Here is a 16,023-nt window from a genome sequence, read left to right as displayed (position 1 = left end):
TTTAGAAGCTCTATAATGACTCCTATTCTTATAGAGCGATCGATTATTTTTGAGGCAATAAATGAAGTTTCTTTTTCTGCTGTTCATCATTATCCCCATTATTGAAATCACAGTACTTATCAATGTAGGTGAAGCAATTGGGGCGTGGAACACAGTTGGTTTAGTGCTGTTGTCTGCATTTATAGGCGTAAATATGTTGCGCTACCAAGGCTTATCTACATTGGCACGAGCGCAGCAGCGTGCCCAGAATGGTGAGATTCCAGGCCAAGAGATGGTAGAAGGTATCGTGCTTGCTGTCGGTGGTGCTCTTTTAGTTACTCCAGGCTTTGTCACAGACGTGATTGGTTTTAGCTGTTTACTGCCATTTACGCGTAAAGCGTTTGCGAAAGCATTGTTTAGCCGCTTTAGTGTGATAGCTATGCAGCAGCAACATCAAAGTTCAGCTCAATTCTATGCGAATGACCCTTTCCAACATCAATCGCAGACCCATCAAACTCACGAGCAACAAGACCGTAATATTCGTTCAAATGATGTGATTGACGGTGAGTTTGAGCGCAAGGATTAATTTCTAAGCAAAAAAGTTGTTGGCTAGCGTTGAATTCATTTTTTATGCCCCAACCTAGCATTTCAAAGGGGAAAGCAACTTAAGCTTGTTTGTCCCGATTCCAAACAAATATGTTTATTTTGGTCAGATAAAGATCAGGAGAAAGAACAGATGAAAATTCGTCCACTTCACGACCGTGTAGTTGTTCGTCGTAACGAAGAAGAAGCTACAACTGCAAGCGGCATCGTACTGCCGGGTTCTGCACAGGAAAAACCAAACCAAGGTAAAGTTATTGCTGTGGGTGAAGGTCGTCTTCTGGAAAATGGTGAGCGTCAAGCGCTGACTGTTCAGGTTGGGGATACAGTATTGTTTGGTGGCTACGCTAACACTGTGAAAGTTGACGGTGAAGAGCTACTAATTCTTAGCGAAGGCGAAATTTACGGTGTATTGGAAGACTAATCTTCCGGTTGAACTTTTCGCTTTATCTAATTGTTTAAAGAATTTGATTACAGGATTTTAGAAAATGGCTAAAGACGTACTATTTGGTAACGATGCTCGTCAACGCATGCTAGACGGTGTAAACATTCTAGCTGATGCAGTTAAAACTACTTTGGGCCCTAAAGGTCGTAACGTTGTTCTAGATAAGTCTTTCGGTGCACCTACCGTTACTAAAGACGGCGTATCTGTTGCGAAAGAGATCGAGCTTGAAGACAAGTTCGAAAACATGGGCGCACAGATGGTTAAAGAAGTAGCGTCTCAAGCAAACGATGTTGCAGGTGACGGTACTACGACTGCGACTGTACTAGCTCAAGCAATCGTTAATGAAGGTCTTAAGTCTGTTGCTGCAGGCATGAACCCAATGGATCTTAAGCGCGGTATCGACAAAGCTGCGGCTGCAGTTGTTGCGCAGATTCAGGATATGTCTGTTCCTTGTGCTGATAATAAAGCGATCGCACAGGTTGGTACTATCTCTGCTAACGCTGATGTACAGGTTGGTGAGATCATCGCTGAAGCGATGGGCAAAGTAGGTAAAGAAGGTGTTATCACTGTTGAAGAAGGTACAGCACTAGATAATGAATTGGATGTTGTTGAAGGCATGCAGTTCGATCGCGGTTACCTTTCTCCTTACTTCATCAACAACCAAGACAACATGTCTGCTGAAGTTGAGCAGCCATTCATCCTGCTTGCTGACAAGAAGATCTCTAACATCCGTGAACTACTGCCAATCCTTGAGCACGTAGCTAAAGCATCTCGTCCTCTTCTAATCATCGCTGAAGATGTAGAAGGCGAAGCGCTAGCAACACTAGTAGTTAACAACATGCGCGGTATCGTTAAAGTTGCTGCAGTTAAAGCGCCTGGTTTCGGTGATCGCCGTAAAGCGATGCTAGAAGATATCGCTATCCTTACTGGCGGTACTGTGATCTCTGAAGAAGTGGGTCTAACGCTAGAAGAAGCGACACTTGAGCAGCTAGGTCAAGCTAAGCGCGTTTCTATCACTAAAGAAAACACAACAATCGTTGACGGTATCGGTGCTGCTGACAACATTGAAGCACGTGTTAACCAGATCCGTGCGCAGATGGAAGAGACATCTTCTGACTACGACCGTGAAAAACTGCAAGAGCGTGTAGCTAAGCTTGCAGGCGGTGTTGCTGTAATCAAAGTTGGTGCAGCAACTGAAGTAGAAATGAAAGAGAAGAAAGCTCGTGTAGAAGACGCACTTCACGCAACGCGTGCTGCAGTAGAAGAAGGTGTAGTACCTGGTGGTGGTGTTGCGCTTATCCGTGCACTAGCGTCTGTTGGCGAACTGAAAGGTGAAAACCACGATCAGTCTGTAGGTGTTGAGCTGGCATTCCGTGCTATGGAAGCGCCTCTACGTCAGATCGTTGGTAACGCGGGTGAAGAAGGTTCTGTAATCGTATCTAAAGTACGTGAAGGCGAAGGTAACTTCGGTTTCAACGCTGCAAACGGCGAATACGGCGACATGATCGAGATGGGCATCCTAGACCCAGCTAAAGTTACTCGTTCAGCACTACAAGCGGCTGCATCTGTTGCAGGTCTTATGATCACAACTGAAGCAATGGTTGCTGATAAGCCTTCTGAAGGTGGTGCAGGCATGCCTGATATGGGCGGCATGGGCGGCATGGGCGGTATGGGCGGCATGATGTAATCATCCCCCTCGCTTATTTAAGCTTAAAGAGCCCTGCATTTTTGCGGGGCTTTTTTTTTCCGCGTAAAATAGCGGGAATTTCAATTTAGTTAGTATATGGATAGCCATGAACCGCGACGACGATAATATTGAAGTACCGAATTTTGGGCCTGCCGATCCTGCTGGTGAAAACCGCTCAGCGACTTCTGCTATGCGACCTCGATCTGGTGATACACCAGCCCCTGTGTCAGCGCCAGCCTCATCAGGAGGTGGTGTGGTTCAATCCGTAGTGATGGTTATTTTAGTGGTTGCGGTGTCTGTACTTGGCTACTTTGGTTTTGAGATGTATCAATCTCAACAGGCAACGTTTGAAAAAGCACAGGCCCAGATTGTTCAATTAGAAGCGTTGTTGAAAGAAACAGAGCAGGGTGCAGTTGAATCAGGTGAGGAGCTGCAAGGCAATGTGTCCTCGTTAGAGTCTTTTTTAAAGCAGAAAGACAAGCAGCTAGATTCTGAAATTGCTAAGTTGTGGGATATTGCCCACAAAAAGAATAAGCCACTGATTGAGAAACAGGCGAAAGAACTCGCAGCTTTAAAGAAAACTCTTCAGGCGCAAGAAAAAACGGTTAAATCTCTAAAATCTCAGGTTGCTCAGCAGAAAAAAACGCTGGCGAGTGTTTCTGGTTTAAAGAAAACAGTGAATGCCGAAGTAGCTAAACTGACGAAGCTGACATCGCGCGTTGAATCTGAAATGCGCACCACAAATGAGCTGGCAAAAGAACAGATGGAAGATCTTTTGAAAGCGCAGCGTACTTTAACTGATCGTCTTGCTAAGTTAGAAGGCAAAAACAATGCTGATCTAGAGCGTAAAGTGAAAGTGAACGAGCAGGCTATTCGCGCATTTGATGGTACGCGTCGTCAGCTAAATCAGGATCTCTTGCAGGTTCGCCAGAAGCTAAACAATATGCAATTGCTGCTTGAACAACGTTAGAGCGGCATAAATGATCTTAGATTCTGCTTTCAGGGTTTGCCAATGGGTCATCTTGAAGGCAGAATACGCTATTCCTCAAAAAAATAGGGATATAGTAAGCCTCTATGAACATCCGTGCTTTTTTTGCACTGACGCTACCTGATTCTGTTGTACGTTGGTTGGCTGATCACGCTGATACATTATGCGAGTTTGACCGCAAAACAGAAATCAATTGGGTGGATTCCGATCGCTATCATCTTACCTTGTGTTTCTTAGGTGATATCAATCTTAATCAGGTTGAAGAGTTGGAAAAGTGTGCCCGCGAGAAATTGGCTGACTTTAGCTCCTTTCAGGTACATATTAACAAAGCGGAATATTACAAAGTTAACAAAAGGTTAGCTTTAGTTGCTGCTTTACCTGATCTGCATGAGGAATTGCAGGTGCTGCATGAGTTGATGATCAATGTGGCAACCGAGGCTGGCCTTAAGTATGAGGAAGATGATTTCAAACCTCATGTGACCTTAGGCCGTTTGCCAGGAAAAAATACGTTTAAAGCACCAAAAGAGTGGCCAGCGCTGGATATGTACAGTTTGGCTGATTCGGTGGTGCTATTTCAAAGTAAGCCGGGTGAAGATGGTTCTATCTACACGCCGCTGTTTGAGATTCCTTTAAAAGATCTGGCTTAACAGATCTTTTAACTTTTAATTCATATCTTATTAACTAGTCCCTTCATTACTATGCTAAATCCAGAACTATTGTCCCCTGCAGGGACTTTGAAAAATATGAAATATGCATTTGCTTACGGTGCAGATGCTGTTTATGCCGGTCAGCCTCGTTACAGTCTACGTGTGCGTAACAATGACTTTAATATGGATAACCTAGCAGAAGGGATCGATCTGGCTCACCAGTTGGGTAAAAAGTTCTTCCTAGCAAGTAACATTCTGCCTCATAACAGTAAGCTAAAAACATACATTGATGACTTGCGCCCAGTGATTGCGATGGGGCCGGATGCATTGATTATGTCTGATCCAGGCTTGATCTACCTAGTGAAAGAGCATTTCCCTGATGTGCCGATTCACCTGTCTGTTCAGGCGAATACCATGAACTGGGCTGCGGTTAAGTTCTGGCACTCTATGGGGGTTGAGCGTGTAATCCTATCTCGCGAGCTATCTCTTGATGAAGTAGAAGAGATCAAACAGCGTTGCCCAGAGATGGAGATTGAAGTCTTTGTTCACGGTGCGCTTTGTATCGCTTATTCGGGTCGTTGCCTGCTATCTGGCTACATCAACAAACGTGATCCAAACCAAGGTACTTGTACCAATAGTTGCCGCTGGAAATACGATGCTCACGAAGCAAAAGTAGATGAATCGGGTGACGTAGTACCCGTGGAGCAGTTTGATCCAAAAGCGGAAGAAGTAAACCCAGCATTGGGTGAAGGTAAGCCAACGGATCAGATCTTCCTGCTTCAGGAAGAAACTCGCCCAGGTGAGTACATGCCTGCTTTTGAAGATGAGCATGGTACTTACATTATGAACTCTAAAGATCTACGTGCGATTCAACACGTACATCGTTTAGCTGAAATTGGTGTTGATTCCCTTAAGATCGAGGGGCGAACTAAATCACACTACTATGTAGCGCGTACTGCGCAGACTTATCGTAAAGCGATCGATGATGCAGTCGCAGGTCGTCCATTTGATATGAGTTTGATGGATGAACTAGAAAACCTAGCGAGCCGTGGCTACACCGAAGGTTTCTACCGTCGTCACGTACATGATGAGTATCAGAACTACGAAACAGGTAACTCTGTAGGCGTACACCAGCAGTTTGTGGGTGAAGTGCTTGGTTATGCAGATGGCATGCTTGAGATTGATGTACGAAACCGCTTCCTTAAAGGCGATACACTTGAGCTAATGACGCCTCAAGGTAATCACAAGTTCAAACTTGATGAGATGATCGATAAGAAAGGGAAGTCGGCTGATGTAGCACCGGGTTCTGGTCATGTGATGAAGATTCCTATGAACCTGAATGCTGAACCAGAATACGCACTACTGATGCGCGATCTTCCAAACGCTCCCGAGTACAGCAGTCAGAAGTAAATGAGATGATCGCCGAGAAGTACCTGTTTAGGCATGCGTTGAGGCCGTTTTCATTCAGCGTAGCTCTGATTGTTTGTCTAACAGGTATTTTGAGTGCCTATCGCGAAGGCTTTGGCGATCCTTTTCTCGCGAGCTTAATCCTAATGGCGGGTTTGCTTTTGCAAGCTGGGGTTAATCTAATTAATGACTACGCCGACCTTTCCCAGCCCAATCTTCAACTCTCTTCAGCTTCACAACAGCAGATCCGTTTTAATTTTAATCTGGGCTTAGGCGGTATTCTCTTTGCGGCGGTCATCGCTTGTTACCTCATTGCTGTATCTGGGATGTTACTTCTGCTGTTCTCAGTTATCGGAATAATAGGTGCACTTGGTTATACGATGGAGCCGATAAACTACAAGCGTCGCGGTTTAGCGGTGTTTATGGTGTTTTGGTTGATGGGCGTTTTGATGGCAAGCGGTGCTTACTATGTGTTGGCCAAAGAGCTATCGTATTCGGCTCTTTTGATCTCTATCCCTGTGTCCCTGTTTGTCTCGCTACTTCTGCTGAGTAACGAACTGCGCGATTTTGAAGAGGATGCAGCGGCGGGGATCAAAACGTTAACGGTGAAGATTGGCTATGCTCGTGCCTCTCAACTTTATAAAGCTCTCCTGATCTGTATATATCTAGGCTGCTTGGCTTTGAGTCTCAACGGCTCTGTACCTTTCGCGCTGGTGGCGGCGTTATCCATCCCCTTTGTGATTAAGCCATTAAGGCTATTGGCTTTAGCTAAAGAGCCGCGCCAACCAATCACCAAAGCGACAGGGCGCTCCTTTTTGATCTTTGGCATTTGTTACTGCTCTGCGCTTCTTTTTTGAGATCAGATAAATACGCTCTCTCACTTCGTTTTTACATTAAGTAGTAAAAAAGATTATCTGAGTACTACCAATGCCCGACACCTTATTGCGGTACTTTTGGTGTATACTCCCTTTCCAGTAAAAACTCTCCTATAAGAGAGAGTATATGGGTATGAGTCAGGCGTGTTTGCACTAAGCATGGTTGAGTTTTAACTCCCTGATCCTTTATGACAAGAAGCTTTACTGGAGTCTCCGAATGAGCGTAATCCGCCAAGACGATTTCATCAGCAGCGTTGCTGATGCATTGCAGTTTATCTCTTACTACCATCCGCTTGATTTTGTTCAAGGCGTACACGAAGCCTACCTGAAGGAAGAAAACCCAGCGGCTAAAGACGCAATGGCGCAGATCCTTATCAACTCCCGTATGTGTGCTGAAGGCAAGCGACCTCTATGTCAGGACACAGGTATCGTTACAGTATTCCTGAAAGTAGGTATGAACGTAACTTGGGATGCTGAAATGAATGTAACTGACATGGTGAACGAAGGTGTTCGTCGTGCATACATGCATCCTGATAATGTTCTACGTGCATCTATTCTTGCTGACCCAGCAGGCAAGCGTCAGAACACTAAAGATAATACGCCAGCGGTAATTCACTACGAAATTGTTGATGGTGACGAGGTAGAAGTTCACGTTGCAGCGAAAGGCGGCGGCTCTGAAAACAAATCTAAGATGGTTATGCTTAACCCATCTGACAGCATCGTTGATTGGATTGTTAAAACCGTACCAACAATGGGTGCAGGCTGGTGTCCACCTGGCATGCTAGGTATAGGTATTGGTGGTACTGCTGAGAAAGCAGCAGTAATGGCAAAAGAATCCTTAATGGATCCAATCGACATTCACGAGCTACGTGAGCGTGGTCCACAGAACCGTGTTGAAGAACTACGTCTAGAAATCATGGATGCAGTTAACGATCTAGGTATAGGTGCTCAGGGGCTAGGTGGTTTGACCACTGTTCTTGATATCAAAATCAAGGATTACCCAACACACGCAGCTTCACTACCTGTTTGCATGATCCCTAACTGTGCAGCGACTCGTCACACTCACTTTACATTGAACGGTAGTGGCCCAGCGGTTCTAACACCACCAAGCTTGGATGATTGGCCAGATGTTACATTCGAAGTGGGTTCTAACACGCGTCGTGTAAATCTTGATGAGATCACTCCAGAAGCAGTTAAAGAGTGGAAAGTAGGCGAAACGATTCTGTTGAACGGTAAAATGTTGACAGGTCGTGATGCAGCGCACAAGAAAATGGTAGAGATGTTAAATAATGGCGAAGAGCTACCAGTTGATCTTAAAGGCCGCTTCATCTACTACGTAGGCCCTGTTGATCCAGTACGTGACGAGGTTGTAGGCCCTGCTGGTCCAACAACGTCTACGCGTATGGATAAATTCACTCGTCAGGTTATCGAAAGCACAGGCCTTCTGGGCATGATAGGTAAGTCTGAGCGTGGTCCTGTTGCAATTGACGCAATTAAAGACAACGAAGCTGTTTACCTAATGGCTGTGGGTGGTGCTGCTTACCTAGTATCTAAAGCGATCACTAACGCTGAAGTACTTGCATTCCCTGAAATGGGCATGGAAGCAATCTACGAGTTTGAAGTTAAGGATATGCCTGTAACTGTAGCTGTAGATACTTCAGGTGAGTCTGTTCACACAACAGGCCCAGCTAAGTGGAAAGAGATTATAGCTAAACAAGCTTAATCAGCATTTAGCATTGTGATAAAAACGCAGCTTCGGCTGCGTTTTTTGTGCCTGAAATATCGGCAGTAAACTGTTTTTACTAAATAAGTTGCTGCTATATTAAGTTTTATTGATCTAGGTTCGTATGTTCTATCTGTTTTATAAATATGTGAATAAAAAACTGAGCAAGATCAATTTTTGTGCGCTGCAGCAGGAGTAGAGTGTTTGTAAAAGAAGTATTCATTTAGGGGAAAATGAATGATGAAAACTAAAATGATTTCTGCACTTGCTGTGAGCCTATCTGTATCTCTATCTTCTGTTGCTATCGCTGATGACGAAGCGATGATGCAGGCTGCGGGTAAAGAGATTTTTAACAAGTGCACATCTTGTCACTCACTAGATACAAGTAAAAATGCTTTCGGTCCTAGTTTAATTGGCGTTTTTGGCCGTAAAGCAGCAGCACTTCCACGCTTTGCATACTCTGATGCACTAAAAAATTCTGATATTACTTGGAATGAAGAAAACTTGCGTAAGTGGGTGGCAGGTAACGATGACTTTGTACCAGGTACTCGTATGCGTCACGTTGAGATTACAGATAAAGCTGAGCAGGATTACCTGATCGCTTACCTTAAAACGCTTTAATTAGCTGTTTTAATACCTGTTACAGGTAATTGAGAATGCCGCAAGCCACCACTCCTTGCGGCATTTTTTTGTTGGCAGGGCTTTGCTGCTAAGAAGCCTCAAGTACTTTCTTTTGCTCAGCTAGATAGCGAGGCATAGGTCCTGCGTCTTCATATATCTCTTCGCCATCCTCAATTCTGATTACCTTGCTTCCTTGAATGTAGGGCATTTTGGCTTCTAGCTCATTCAATGCCTCATGTATTAAGGTAGCGACAACATCGTCCTTTGATAGTTTGTACATGCTGGCTAAGGCTTCGAGCTTTACCGAATCGCTTTTATAGATGGAAAGCTGTTCTTCCTTACGACCGTTGACTTTGCGCGCGCGGCCTTCCCATTCATCAAGTAGCTTAGAAAGACTTTCGTTACCCATAGCTTATCCCCTCCGATAAACAGTTCTTCCCTTTCAGTGTAGGAGTCAGCTTGGTTATTGCCAGAAAATCAGTGAGAATGGCGAATATATTTGTGTATCCACCATCGTAATATATGAAGTGCATAGATCAGTATGCACAGTAGGTTTATAAATGGCAGTAATAAAGGTTGTAGTGGGCTCTGTATACGGTAACGCACTTGATGTGGCTGAGATGTGCTCACAAAAATTAACTGAGTTAAAACATTCAGTGGAGCTATTGCGTAATCCGGAGTTTGCTCAGGTTGTAATACCAGAAACAGAAGTAATTTTAATCTGTACATCTACAACAGGGCAGGGCGAAATTCCACATAACTTGTTGTCTTTCTATGATCAGTTACATGATCAATTACCACAGATACCTACGGTCAAATATGGCGTAATTGCATTAGGCGACAGTTCCTACGATACCTTTGCTGAAGCAGGCTATTTGATGGATAGTTTAATGCAGCAGCTACAAGCGCAAAGAGTAGGGAATAACTTAGTGATTGATGCTTGTGAAACCATGGCTCCACTTGAAGAAGCAGAACCATGGTTACTAGAGTGGGTTAAAGGACTTTAACTGTATTCGACTTCTTGAATCCGCTCTTGGGCGAGTAATAATTCAGTAAACTGTTCCTGTCGGATTGGTTTGCTGAATAAAAAGCCTTGGAGTTGATCGCAGCCTTCTTGTTCTAAAAATGCCCTTTGTTCAGGCGTTTCAACCCCTTCAGCGCAGACTTTCAGGTCTAGGGTATGGCCTAGCAGAATTACTGCTTTGGCAATGGCTTCATCATCTGGATCACTTGGAATATCTCTTACCAGGGACTGATCAATTTTGACTTTAGTAATCGGCAATTGCTTAAGGTAGCGCAGCGAAGAGTAACCGGTACCAAAATCATCCAAAGCGAGATGAACACCTTGTTGTCTTAACGCGTGGAACGTGGCGGTCGCCTCTTTCTCATGCTCAAGTAGGAATGTTTCTAGGATTTCCAGCTCTAACATATCTGCCGGTATTTCGTAATTGTACAGCAGAGTTTGAACTTCTGAAGGAAGATCCTGTTTTGTGATCTGATCACTCGCTAGATTGACCGCTAAACGGAAGTTATTTAGTCCTGCTTCTCTCCAACGAGAAAGTTGTGCACAGGCTTCCTCTAATACCCAGTTCCCCATCTTTGTTAGTAAGCCAATTTCTTCGGCAATCGATAGGAATTGCCCCGGTGGCATAAGGCCCATCTCTGGGTGTTCCCAGCGAATCAATGCTTCAGCGCCAATCACTTTTTCACCGGTCGCATCCATCTGTGGTTGGTAATAGAGAACAAATTGTTTCTCCGCTACGGCTTTACGCAGTTCGGGTTCGAGCTTTATCCACTCTTCAACGGTTTCCGATAACTCAGGTTGGAAGAAGGCGTAATTATTTCGACCTGAATCTTTAGCCTGATTAAGCGCGATATCTGCATTTTTAGTGACTGTATCTGAATCATCACCATGATCAGGGGAGAGAGCAACACCTATACTTGCTGTGGTGAAATAGTCTTTACCATCTAATTGGAAAGGCTGTTCCATCGCTTCGACGATTGCATCGGCAATAGTTGCTGCATCAGCTGCGTGTTCTAATTCTTCAAGTAAGATGGCGAATTCATCCCCACCGATACGTGCAAGCGTGTCGCGAGTACTTAGTGTCTTACTTAAACGCTCTGTTACCTGTAACAGCAGTTGATCGCCATATTTATGACCAAGGCTGTCATTAATATGTTTAAAGCGGTCTAGATCTAACTGCAGCATGGCAATCTTTTCGTTAGATTCCCTATGGGTCAGAGCATGCTCTAGCCGAGCGCCAAACAACAAACGATTAGGTAGGTTAGTTAGCGGATCGTGGTGCGCTAGATGAGAGAGCTTTTCTTCAGAGGCTTTGATATTACTAATATCGGCATTCACGCTCACAAAATGAGTAAGCTTGTGAGTCTCTGGATCGTGAACCGCATTAATGCTTACCCAATGTGGAGCTACCTCACCATTCTTGCGGCGGTTCCATATTTCACCTTGCCAGTGACCCTCTTCAGCAAGCGAAGCCCACATATTTTGGAAGAAATCTTGATCGTGTCGTGGTGATTTAAGCAGAGAAGGGCTTTTACCAATCAGCTCTTCGCGACTGTACCCACTCAGATCAGAATAGGCGCGATTGACATCAATAATCTTATTGTTGCAGTCGGTGATCATGATCCCTTCGTTGGTGCTCGAAAAGGCGATACCGGCTAAACGTAGTTGCTCGATAGATGCTTTTTCAGGTGTTATATCCAGTAAAACCCCGTTCCAAAGCGAAGGGTCGAGTTTATTGGATGTATCAGGTAAAGATGAGCCGCGAATCCAGCGAAGGTCACCATTACGGTGAAAAACTCGAAATTCATGAGACCAGGGCAGTTTATGCTGGCTAGTGTGAATAATACTTGCCCACAAGCTTGGTTGATCTTCAGGGTGTACTTGTTTCCAAAACTGGCGGAAGTCTTCTGTTGCTTCTTTTGCAGTGACACCGGAAATTTGCTCTATCCCTGGGCCGATGTAGATAAACTCCTGCTTGAGATCAGACGTTAATCGATATTGGTAGACAACACCGGGCATCGCTTTGGTGATGTTCTGCAAAAGGTTTTCTGAATGTTCCAAGTACTGTTGAGCCTTTAGTCTCTTGAGTGCAATACTAATGATATTTGCGGCTGCTTCTAAAAGCTGGTGATGAAATGCAGTCGGTGTTCGTGGTTTGGGGCTAGATATAGCGATGCTGCCCGCAACATGTTCAGAATCAATGCGGATTGGGTAAGACCAACAGGCTTTGATTCCTAATTCTTGGCCGACATCTCGGAAATTTTGCCAGCAGTCGTCCTGTTCGATGTCAGAAACATAAACGGGGCTCCCCGTATACACTGCTGTACCGCAGGACCCAGCCTTTGGGCTCGGGACTAAACCATTTAGTAGTGCTAGAGATTCTTGAGGAATACTAGGGGCGCAGACAACAGACAGGTGCCTGTTGCTGCTATCCAGCAGCATGATTGAAGCGATACTATCCGCGACACAGTTTTCAATAAACTGACAAACCGACGTAAAGATGAAGTCGGGTTGTGTGTCTAAAACGATCTTTTCAAGTACTTGGTTCTGCAAACGCAGAATTGTATTTAGCTCTTCTGCGCTAGTTTGACCCTGTTTTACAGCGTCTTTTTCAGGTGCATCGGTGTGCATTTGTATGTCTTAATTATTCTTATATTTTTTGTTAACTGCACGAACCGAATAGGGCGATTTCTTGTCATTTTTATGCAGAACAGCCTCACCCGACTGCGATGACAATGAAATAGAAACTTATCAAAAAGTAGTTCTTAAGTTTCGTCCAGCTAACTTATTTTTATTACTGAGGCAAACCCATATAAAAATCAGGTAATTTGCCCGGCTCTACTCAAGTGCGCGGCAGTATAACTTACTGTAGTTAAATGAGTTAGTCTTTATATAGAATATTAGTGAATATATTAGTTATACCAGATTATCTCACTGCTAATCTGTTGATTTGTATTAAATTTTCATGTCACGGAAGGTGAGGTTTATGCGAGGTGGTATTACTTTTCTGGTTTTTGGGATGCTGTGTTGCCAGTGCTTTTGTACTTGATCTCCCATCCATAATAGTGAGCCGGAGGGTAAGTTAAGTTCATGGCGTTGATCAGCGGTTGATTTTAAAAGAAAACGTCGACTACTGCCTAGCGACACACTGGCTATTTTGGGGTTGTCTCCTAATTCTGGTTCATTATCCCTATGCCAACCCATACTATCATTACCATCGCGATACAGATTTATGAGCACGGCGTTGAATGAGGTTTCTGTGTATTCTTCGACGCGCTTTTTAATCTCCGCAACAACGGGGTGCCAAGGGTTTTCTGCCAAGGTTAAACCGGAATAGGTATAGGTGATGCCAGAATCAGCCATAAAGGCTTGTAAGCGCGGAATAGAAACCCATTTACCAAACATTCGGATCTTGTCTTGTTGCCAAGATACCTCTTCATATAGCGAGGTGTAAAAATACTCGGCTTCGTTTGGATTTATAAATGTAGGATCAAGCCAACAGTCCAGATCATCGGCAACATAGCTTTTCACATTTAGATCCACTTCAGTATGGCTTGGCTTAACGCATGACTAATATCAATATCATTACTTGTGTGAGGCACACTGTTACAGGTAACGATCTTGGCTTTTATAGCGAGTGCATTAAAGTCATCATCAGAAAACAGACCATGAACTCCGATACAAGTCGGGGACTTTAACCCAAGCTGGTGCAGGTGGGTAATGGTTTCTGACATGGTTTTACCGCTTGAAATAATGTCGTCTACCAACACGGGAGTATGATTTTCCCACTGTTCGATTTCAGGCACTGACACTTCGACAGAGTAATCCCCATGGCGAACTTTCTCCAATACTTGAAAAGGCGCTTTGGATAAATGTGCAACTTCGCTGACCCATTGTTCACTTTCACTATCAGGGCCAATAAGAAGAGGCTTTTCAATATGTTGATTTATCCAAGCGGCAATCATGGGGGCTGCATGTACTACGGAGCTTTTTAAACTGTAGATCTCATCCAAGGAATTATAACGGTGTAGATGGGGATCCAGCGTGACTAACCAATCGAACTGCTCTGAGAGTAAATGCGCAAAAGGTCGTGATGAAACCGCTTCCCCAGGGTGAAAGGCTTTGTCTTGGCGCATATAAGCGAGGTAAGGGGTTACTAACCCAATGCGAGACGCTCCTAAGGATTTCAGTGTATGGGTTAGAAAAATGAGTTTGAGTATTTTGTCATCGGGGTGGTGTAAGTTACAAAGCACAATAACCGAGCGATGTTGGCAATCGCTTAAGATACGCAGATAGCTTTCGCCGTCAGGGAAATTTCGAAGGTCTAACTTGCCGACTTCTGCATCGACCTCAATCGCAAGGGCTTGAGCAAGGTCGTGGTCACTTTCTAAATTGAATAGAATAGGCTGCATTTTATGAAGGCTCCCTTCCAGCAATAATCTGGATAATATCCGAATGATCTTCTAAATAATCGACGGCATAACTTAGCTCACCCGAGCTTTCGGCATGGATGGTCAGCAGAGGTTGATTCAGCTCGATTTTGTCGCCGAGCTTGCAGTGCATATCTACTCCTGCAGCCAAATCGGCAGGCGCTCCGGCTAATTTGGCCACTTTGGCTAACTTACGGTTATTAATTCGATCAACTATGCCTGTTTTTTGTGCAATTAATTCATAACGGTAGGGCGCGATAGGTGGTGTCTTAAGCACGCCCTGAGCTTTACAGATCGCCTGAAATTTCTCCCAAGCCGCTCCTGATTCTAAAATGCTAAGGGCTTGTGTATAACCTTCGCCCTCTGGCAAATCATTGATCAGATCTAACATGGCGCCTGCAACTTCTGCGGCACGCTGCCGTAAGTCTGTGGGCATATCTTTTTGATTTTGCAGTACCAATAAAATATCCCGTGCTTCAAGTGCAGGCCCTATGCCTCTACCTATAGGTTGAGATCCATCGGTCAGTAGCGTATGCACAGTCAGCCCTAGAGTACTAGCTACTGCTTTAAAGCTATCTGCAAGTGCTTGTGCAGACTCTTGGCTTCTTACTTTTGCGGTTTCGCCGACCGGAATATCAATCACAACGTGAGTAGCACCCGCGGCTATTTTTTTTGAGAGCACTGATGCAATCAGTTGGCCTTCACTGTCGATATCTAAAGCACGCTCTACTTGGATTAGTAGATCATCAGAAGGGGAGAGTCGCACTGATCCTCCCCAAGCTAGGCAGCCACCTTCTTGTTCAACTACAGAACGCATCTGCTCTAAGCTCAAGCTGACATTAGTTAAAGTCTCCATGGTATCGGCAGTCCCGGCAGGAGAGGTAATGGCCCGTGAAGATGTTTTCGGCATGGTTAATCCGGCAGCTGCTAGAATCGAAACAATAATGGGGGTTGTGCGATTACCGGGCAAACCGCCAACACAGTGTTTATCCACAACCTGAGGTAAGCCCCATTCGATCTGGCTGCCAGAGTCGACCATTGCGCGGGTTAGATCGGTGATCTCTCGAATACTTAGTTTGTCTGATGCACAGGCCGTAATAAACGCGGCTAGGTGCACATCGGCATAGCGCCCTGCGACAATATCATCGATGATTTCACGGAGTTGTTCTTGACTGAGTTCGCTACCAAATACCTTAGCGCGCAGATAGGAGAGGGATTGCACGGGTTTAGGGTGAGATAACCAAACAGAATTCCCCTCTCTCAGCTCCATTCTTTTCCAGGCAGATTCAGAAAAACCGATCTCACCGGGCATTAAAAGGTTGCTTGTTACCATATTGAGGGTAGCGATCAGGTGTTTTCGTTTCGTCCGAACCATCACCCGAGAGAGGGCAGAAAATCCCTCAGAGCGGCAAACTGGACTATCATGACGAAGGTAGATCGTGGGTTCTTGATGCGTATCTAACCCAAGTCGGCAAGCGCTTAAAGGGGCCATAGGTTCTGACATCTTTGATATTCCCTTTTCCCAGTATCACTTACAGTATATGAGTGATTAAGCGGATGGAAAACCTTGTTGATATAGAACGACGGAATAGTGATT

General features: G+C 44.7%; 15 protein-coding genes. 10 read left to right on the top strand and 5 right to left on the bottom strand.

Features of this window, described 5'->3' with window-relative positions; genetic code table 11:
• Window positions 1-61 precede the first annotated feature (61 nt).
• The 9 genes from ACMXYP_RS12555 (at window position 62) to ACMXYP_RS12515 (ending at window position 8,972) form a co-directional block, all read left to right on the top strand.
• Window positions 62-565 (top strand): FxsA family protein, encoded by a 504-nt coding sequence (locus ACMXYP_RS12555; protein WP_415881977.1) that lies wholly within the window; start codon window positions 62-64, stop codon window positions 563-565.
• Window positions 566-715: 150 nt separating this feature from the next.
• Window positions 716-1,003 carry a co-chaperone GroES gene (locus tag ACMXYP_RS12550; RefSeq protein ID WP_415881976.1) on the top strand — a complete coding sequence of 96 codons (288 nt, stop codon included), beginning with the start codon at window positions 716-718 and terminating at the stop codon, window positions 1,001-1,003.
• A 64-nt stretch (window positions 1,004-1,067) separates the two neighbouring features.
• Window positions 1,068-2,711, top strand: coding sequence for a chaperonin GroEL (gene groL, locus ACMXYP_RS12545; RefSeq protein WP_415881975.1), 1,644 nt, complete (start codon window positions 1,068-1,070; stop codon window positions 2,709-2,711).
• A gap of 106 nt (window positions 2,712-2,817) precedes the next feature.
• Window positions 2,818-3,681 carry a hypothetical protein gene (locus tag ACMXYP_RS12540; protein ID WP_415881974.1) on the top strand — a complete coding sequence of 288 codons (864 nt, stop codon included), beginning with the start codon at window positions 2,818-2,820 and terminating at the stop codon, window positions 3,679-3,681.
• 104 nt (window positions 3,682-3,785) lie between these two features.
• Complete coding sequence (gene thpR, locus ACMXYP_RS12535) at window positions 3,786-4,346, top strand: RNA 2',3'-cyclic phosphodiesterase (RefSeq protein WP_415881973.1); 561 nt, start codon at window positions 3,786-3,788, stop codon at window positions 4,344-4,346.
• Window positions 4,347-4,397: 51 nt separating this feature from the next.
• Entirely contained in the window at window positions 4,398-5,756 is a 1,359-nt protein-coding gene (gene yegQ, locus ACMXYP_RS12530; RefSeq protein WP_415881972.1) for a tRNA 5-hydroxyuridine modification protein YegQ, read from the top strand.
• A gap of 5 nt (window positions 5,757-5,761) precedes the next feature.
• Window positions 5,762-6,610, top strand: coding sequence for a prenyltransferase (locus tag ACMXYP_RS12525; protein WP_415881971.1), 849 nt, complete (start codon window positions 5,762-5,764; stop codon window positions 6,608-6,610).
• A gap of 235 nt (window positions 6,611-6,845) precedes the next feature.
• Window positions 6,846-8,351, top strand: coding sequence for a fumarate hydratase (locus ACMXYP_RS12520; protein WP_415881970.1), 1,506 nt, complete (start codon window positions 6,846-6,848; stop codon window positions 8,349-8,351).
• A gap of 237 nt (window positions 8,352-8,588) precedes the next feature.
• Entirely contained in the window at window positions 8,589-8,972 is a 384-nt protein-coding gene (locus ACMXYP_RS12515) for a c-type cytochrome (RefSeq protein ID WP_415881969.1), read from the top strand.
• A gap of 88 nt (window positions 8,973-9,060) precedes the next feature.
• Here ACMXYP_RS12515 and ACMXYP_RS12510 read toward each other — a convergent pair whose 3' ends face one another.
• Window positions 9,061-9,381 (bottom strand): hypothetical protein, encoded by a 321-nt coding sequence (locus tag ACMXYP_RS12510; protein ID WP_415881968.1) that lies wholly within the window; start codon window positions 9,379-9,381, stop codon window positions 9,061-9,063.
• A gap of 151 nt (window positions 9,382-9,532) precedes the next feature.
• Here ACMXYP_RS12510 and ACMXYP_RS12505 point away from each other — a divergent pair, with 151 nt between their 5' ends.
• Window positions 9,533-9,979, top strand: a complete 447-nt coding sequence (locus ACMXYP_RS12505; RefSeq protein WP_415881967.1) for a flavodoxin — start codon at window positions 9,533-9,535, stop codon at window positions 9,977-9,979.
• Here ACMXYP_RS12505 and ACMXYP_RS12500 read toward each other — a convergent pair.
• The 4 genes from ACMXYP_RS12500 to ACMXYP_RS12485 form a co-directional block, all read right to left on the bottom strand.
• Window positions 9,976-12,627: an EAL domain-containing protein gene (locus ACMXYP_RS12500; RefSeq protein WP_415881966.1), complete on the bottom strand. Its 2,652-nt coding sequence runs from the start codon at window positions 12,625-12,627 to the stop codon at window positions 9,976-9,978. The genes ACMXYP_RS12505 and ACMXYP_RS12500 overlap by 4 nt on opposite strands.
• A 324-nt stretch (window positions 12,628-12,951) precedes the next feature.
• Window positions 12,952-13,527: an alpha-ketoglutarate-dependent dioxygenase AlkB family protein gene (locus ACMXYP_RS12495; protein WP_415881965.1), complete on the bottom strand. Its 576-nt coding sequence runs from the start codon at window positions 13,525-13,527 to the stop codon at window positions 12,952-12,954.
• Window positions 13,528-13,529: 2 nt separating this feature from the next.
• Window positions 13,530-14,408: a ribose-phosphate pyrophosphokinase gene (locus ACMXYP_RS12490; protein WP_415881964.1), complete on the bottom strand. Its 879-nt coding sequence runs from the start codon at window positions 14,406-14,408 to the stop codon at window positions 13,530-13,532.
• Between the two features lies 1 nt (window position 14,409).
• Window positions 14,410-15,930 carry a thymidine phosphorylase family protein gene (locus ACMXYP_RS12485; RefSeq protein WP_415881963.1) on the bottom strand — a complete coding sequence of 507 codons (1,521 nt, stop codon included), beginning with the start codon at window positions 15,928-15,930 and terminating at the stop codon, window positions 14,410-14,412.
• Window positions 15,931-16,023: the final 93 nt, after the last annotated feature.

It is taken from the genome of Neptuniibacter sp. QD34_54 (genome assembly GCF_047778055.1).
GTDB lineage: Bacteria > Pseudomonadota > Gammaproteobacteria > Pseudomonadales > Balneatricaceae > Neptuniibacter.
The sequence above is the reverse complement of the archived record's forward strand: the minus strand, read 5'-3'. Positions and strand labels throughout refer to the sequence as shown.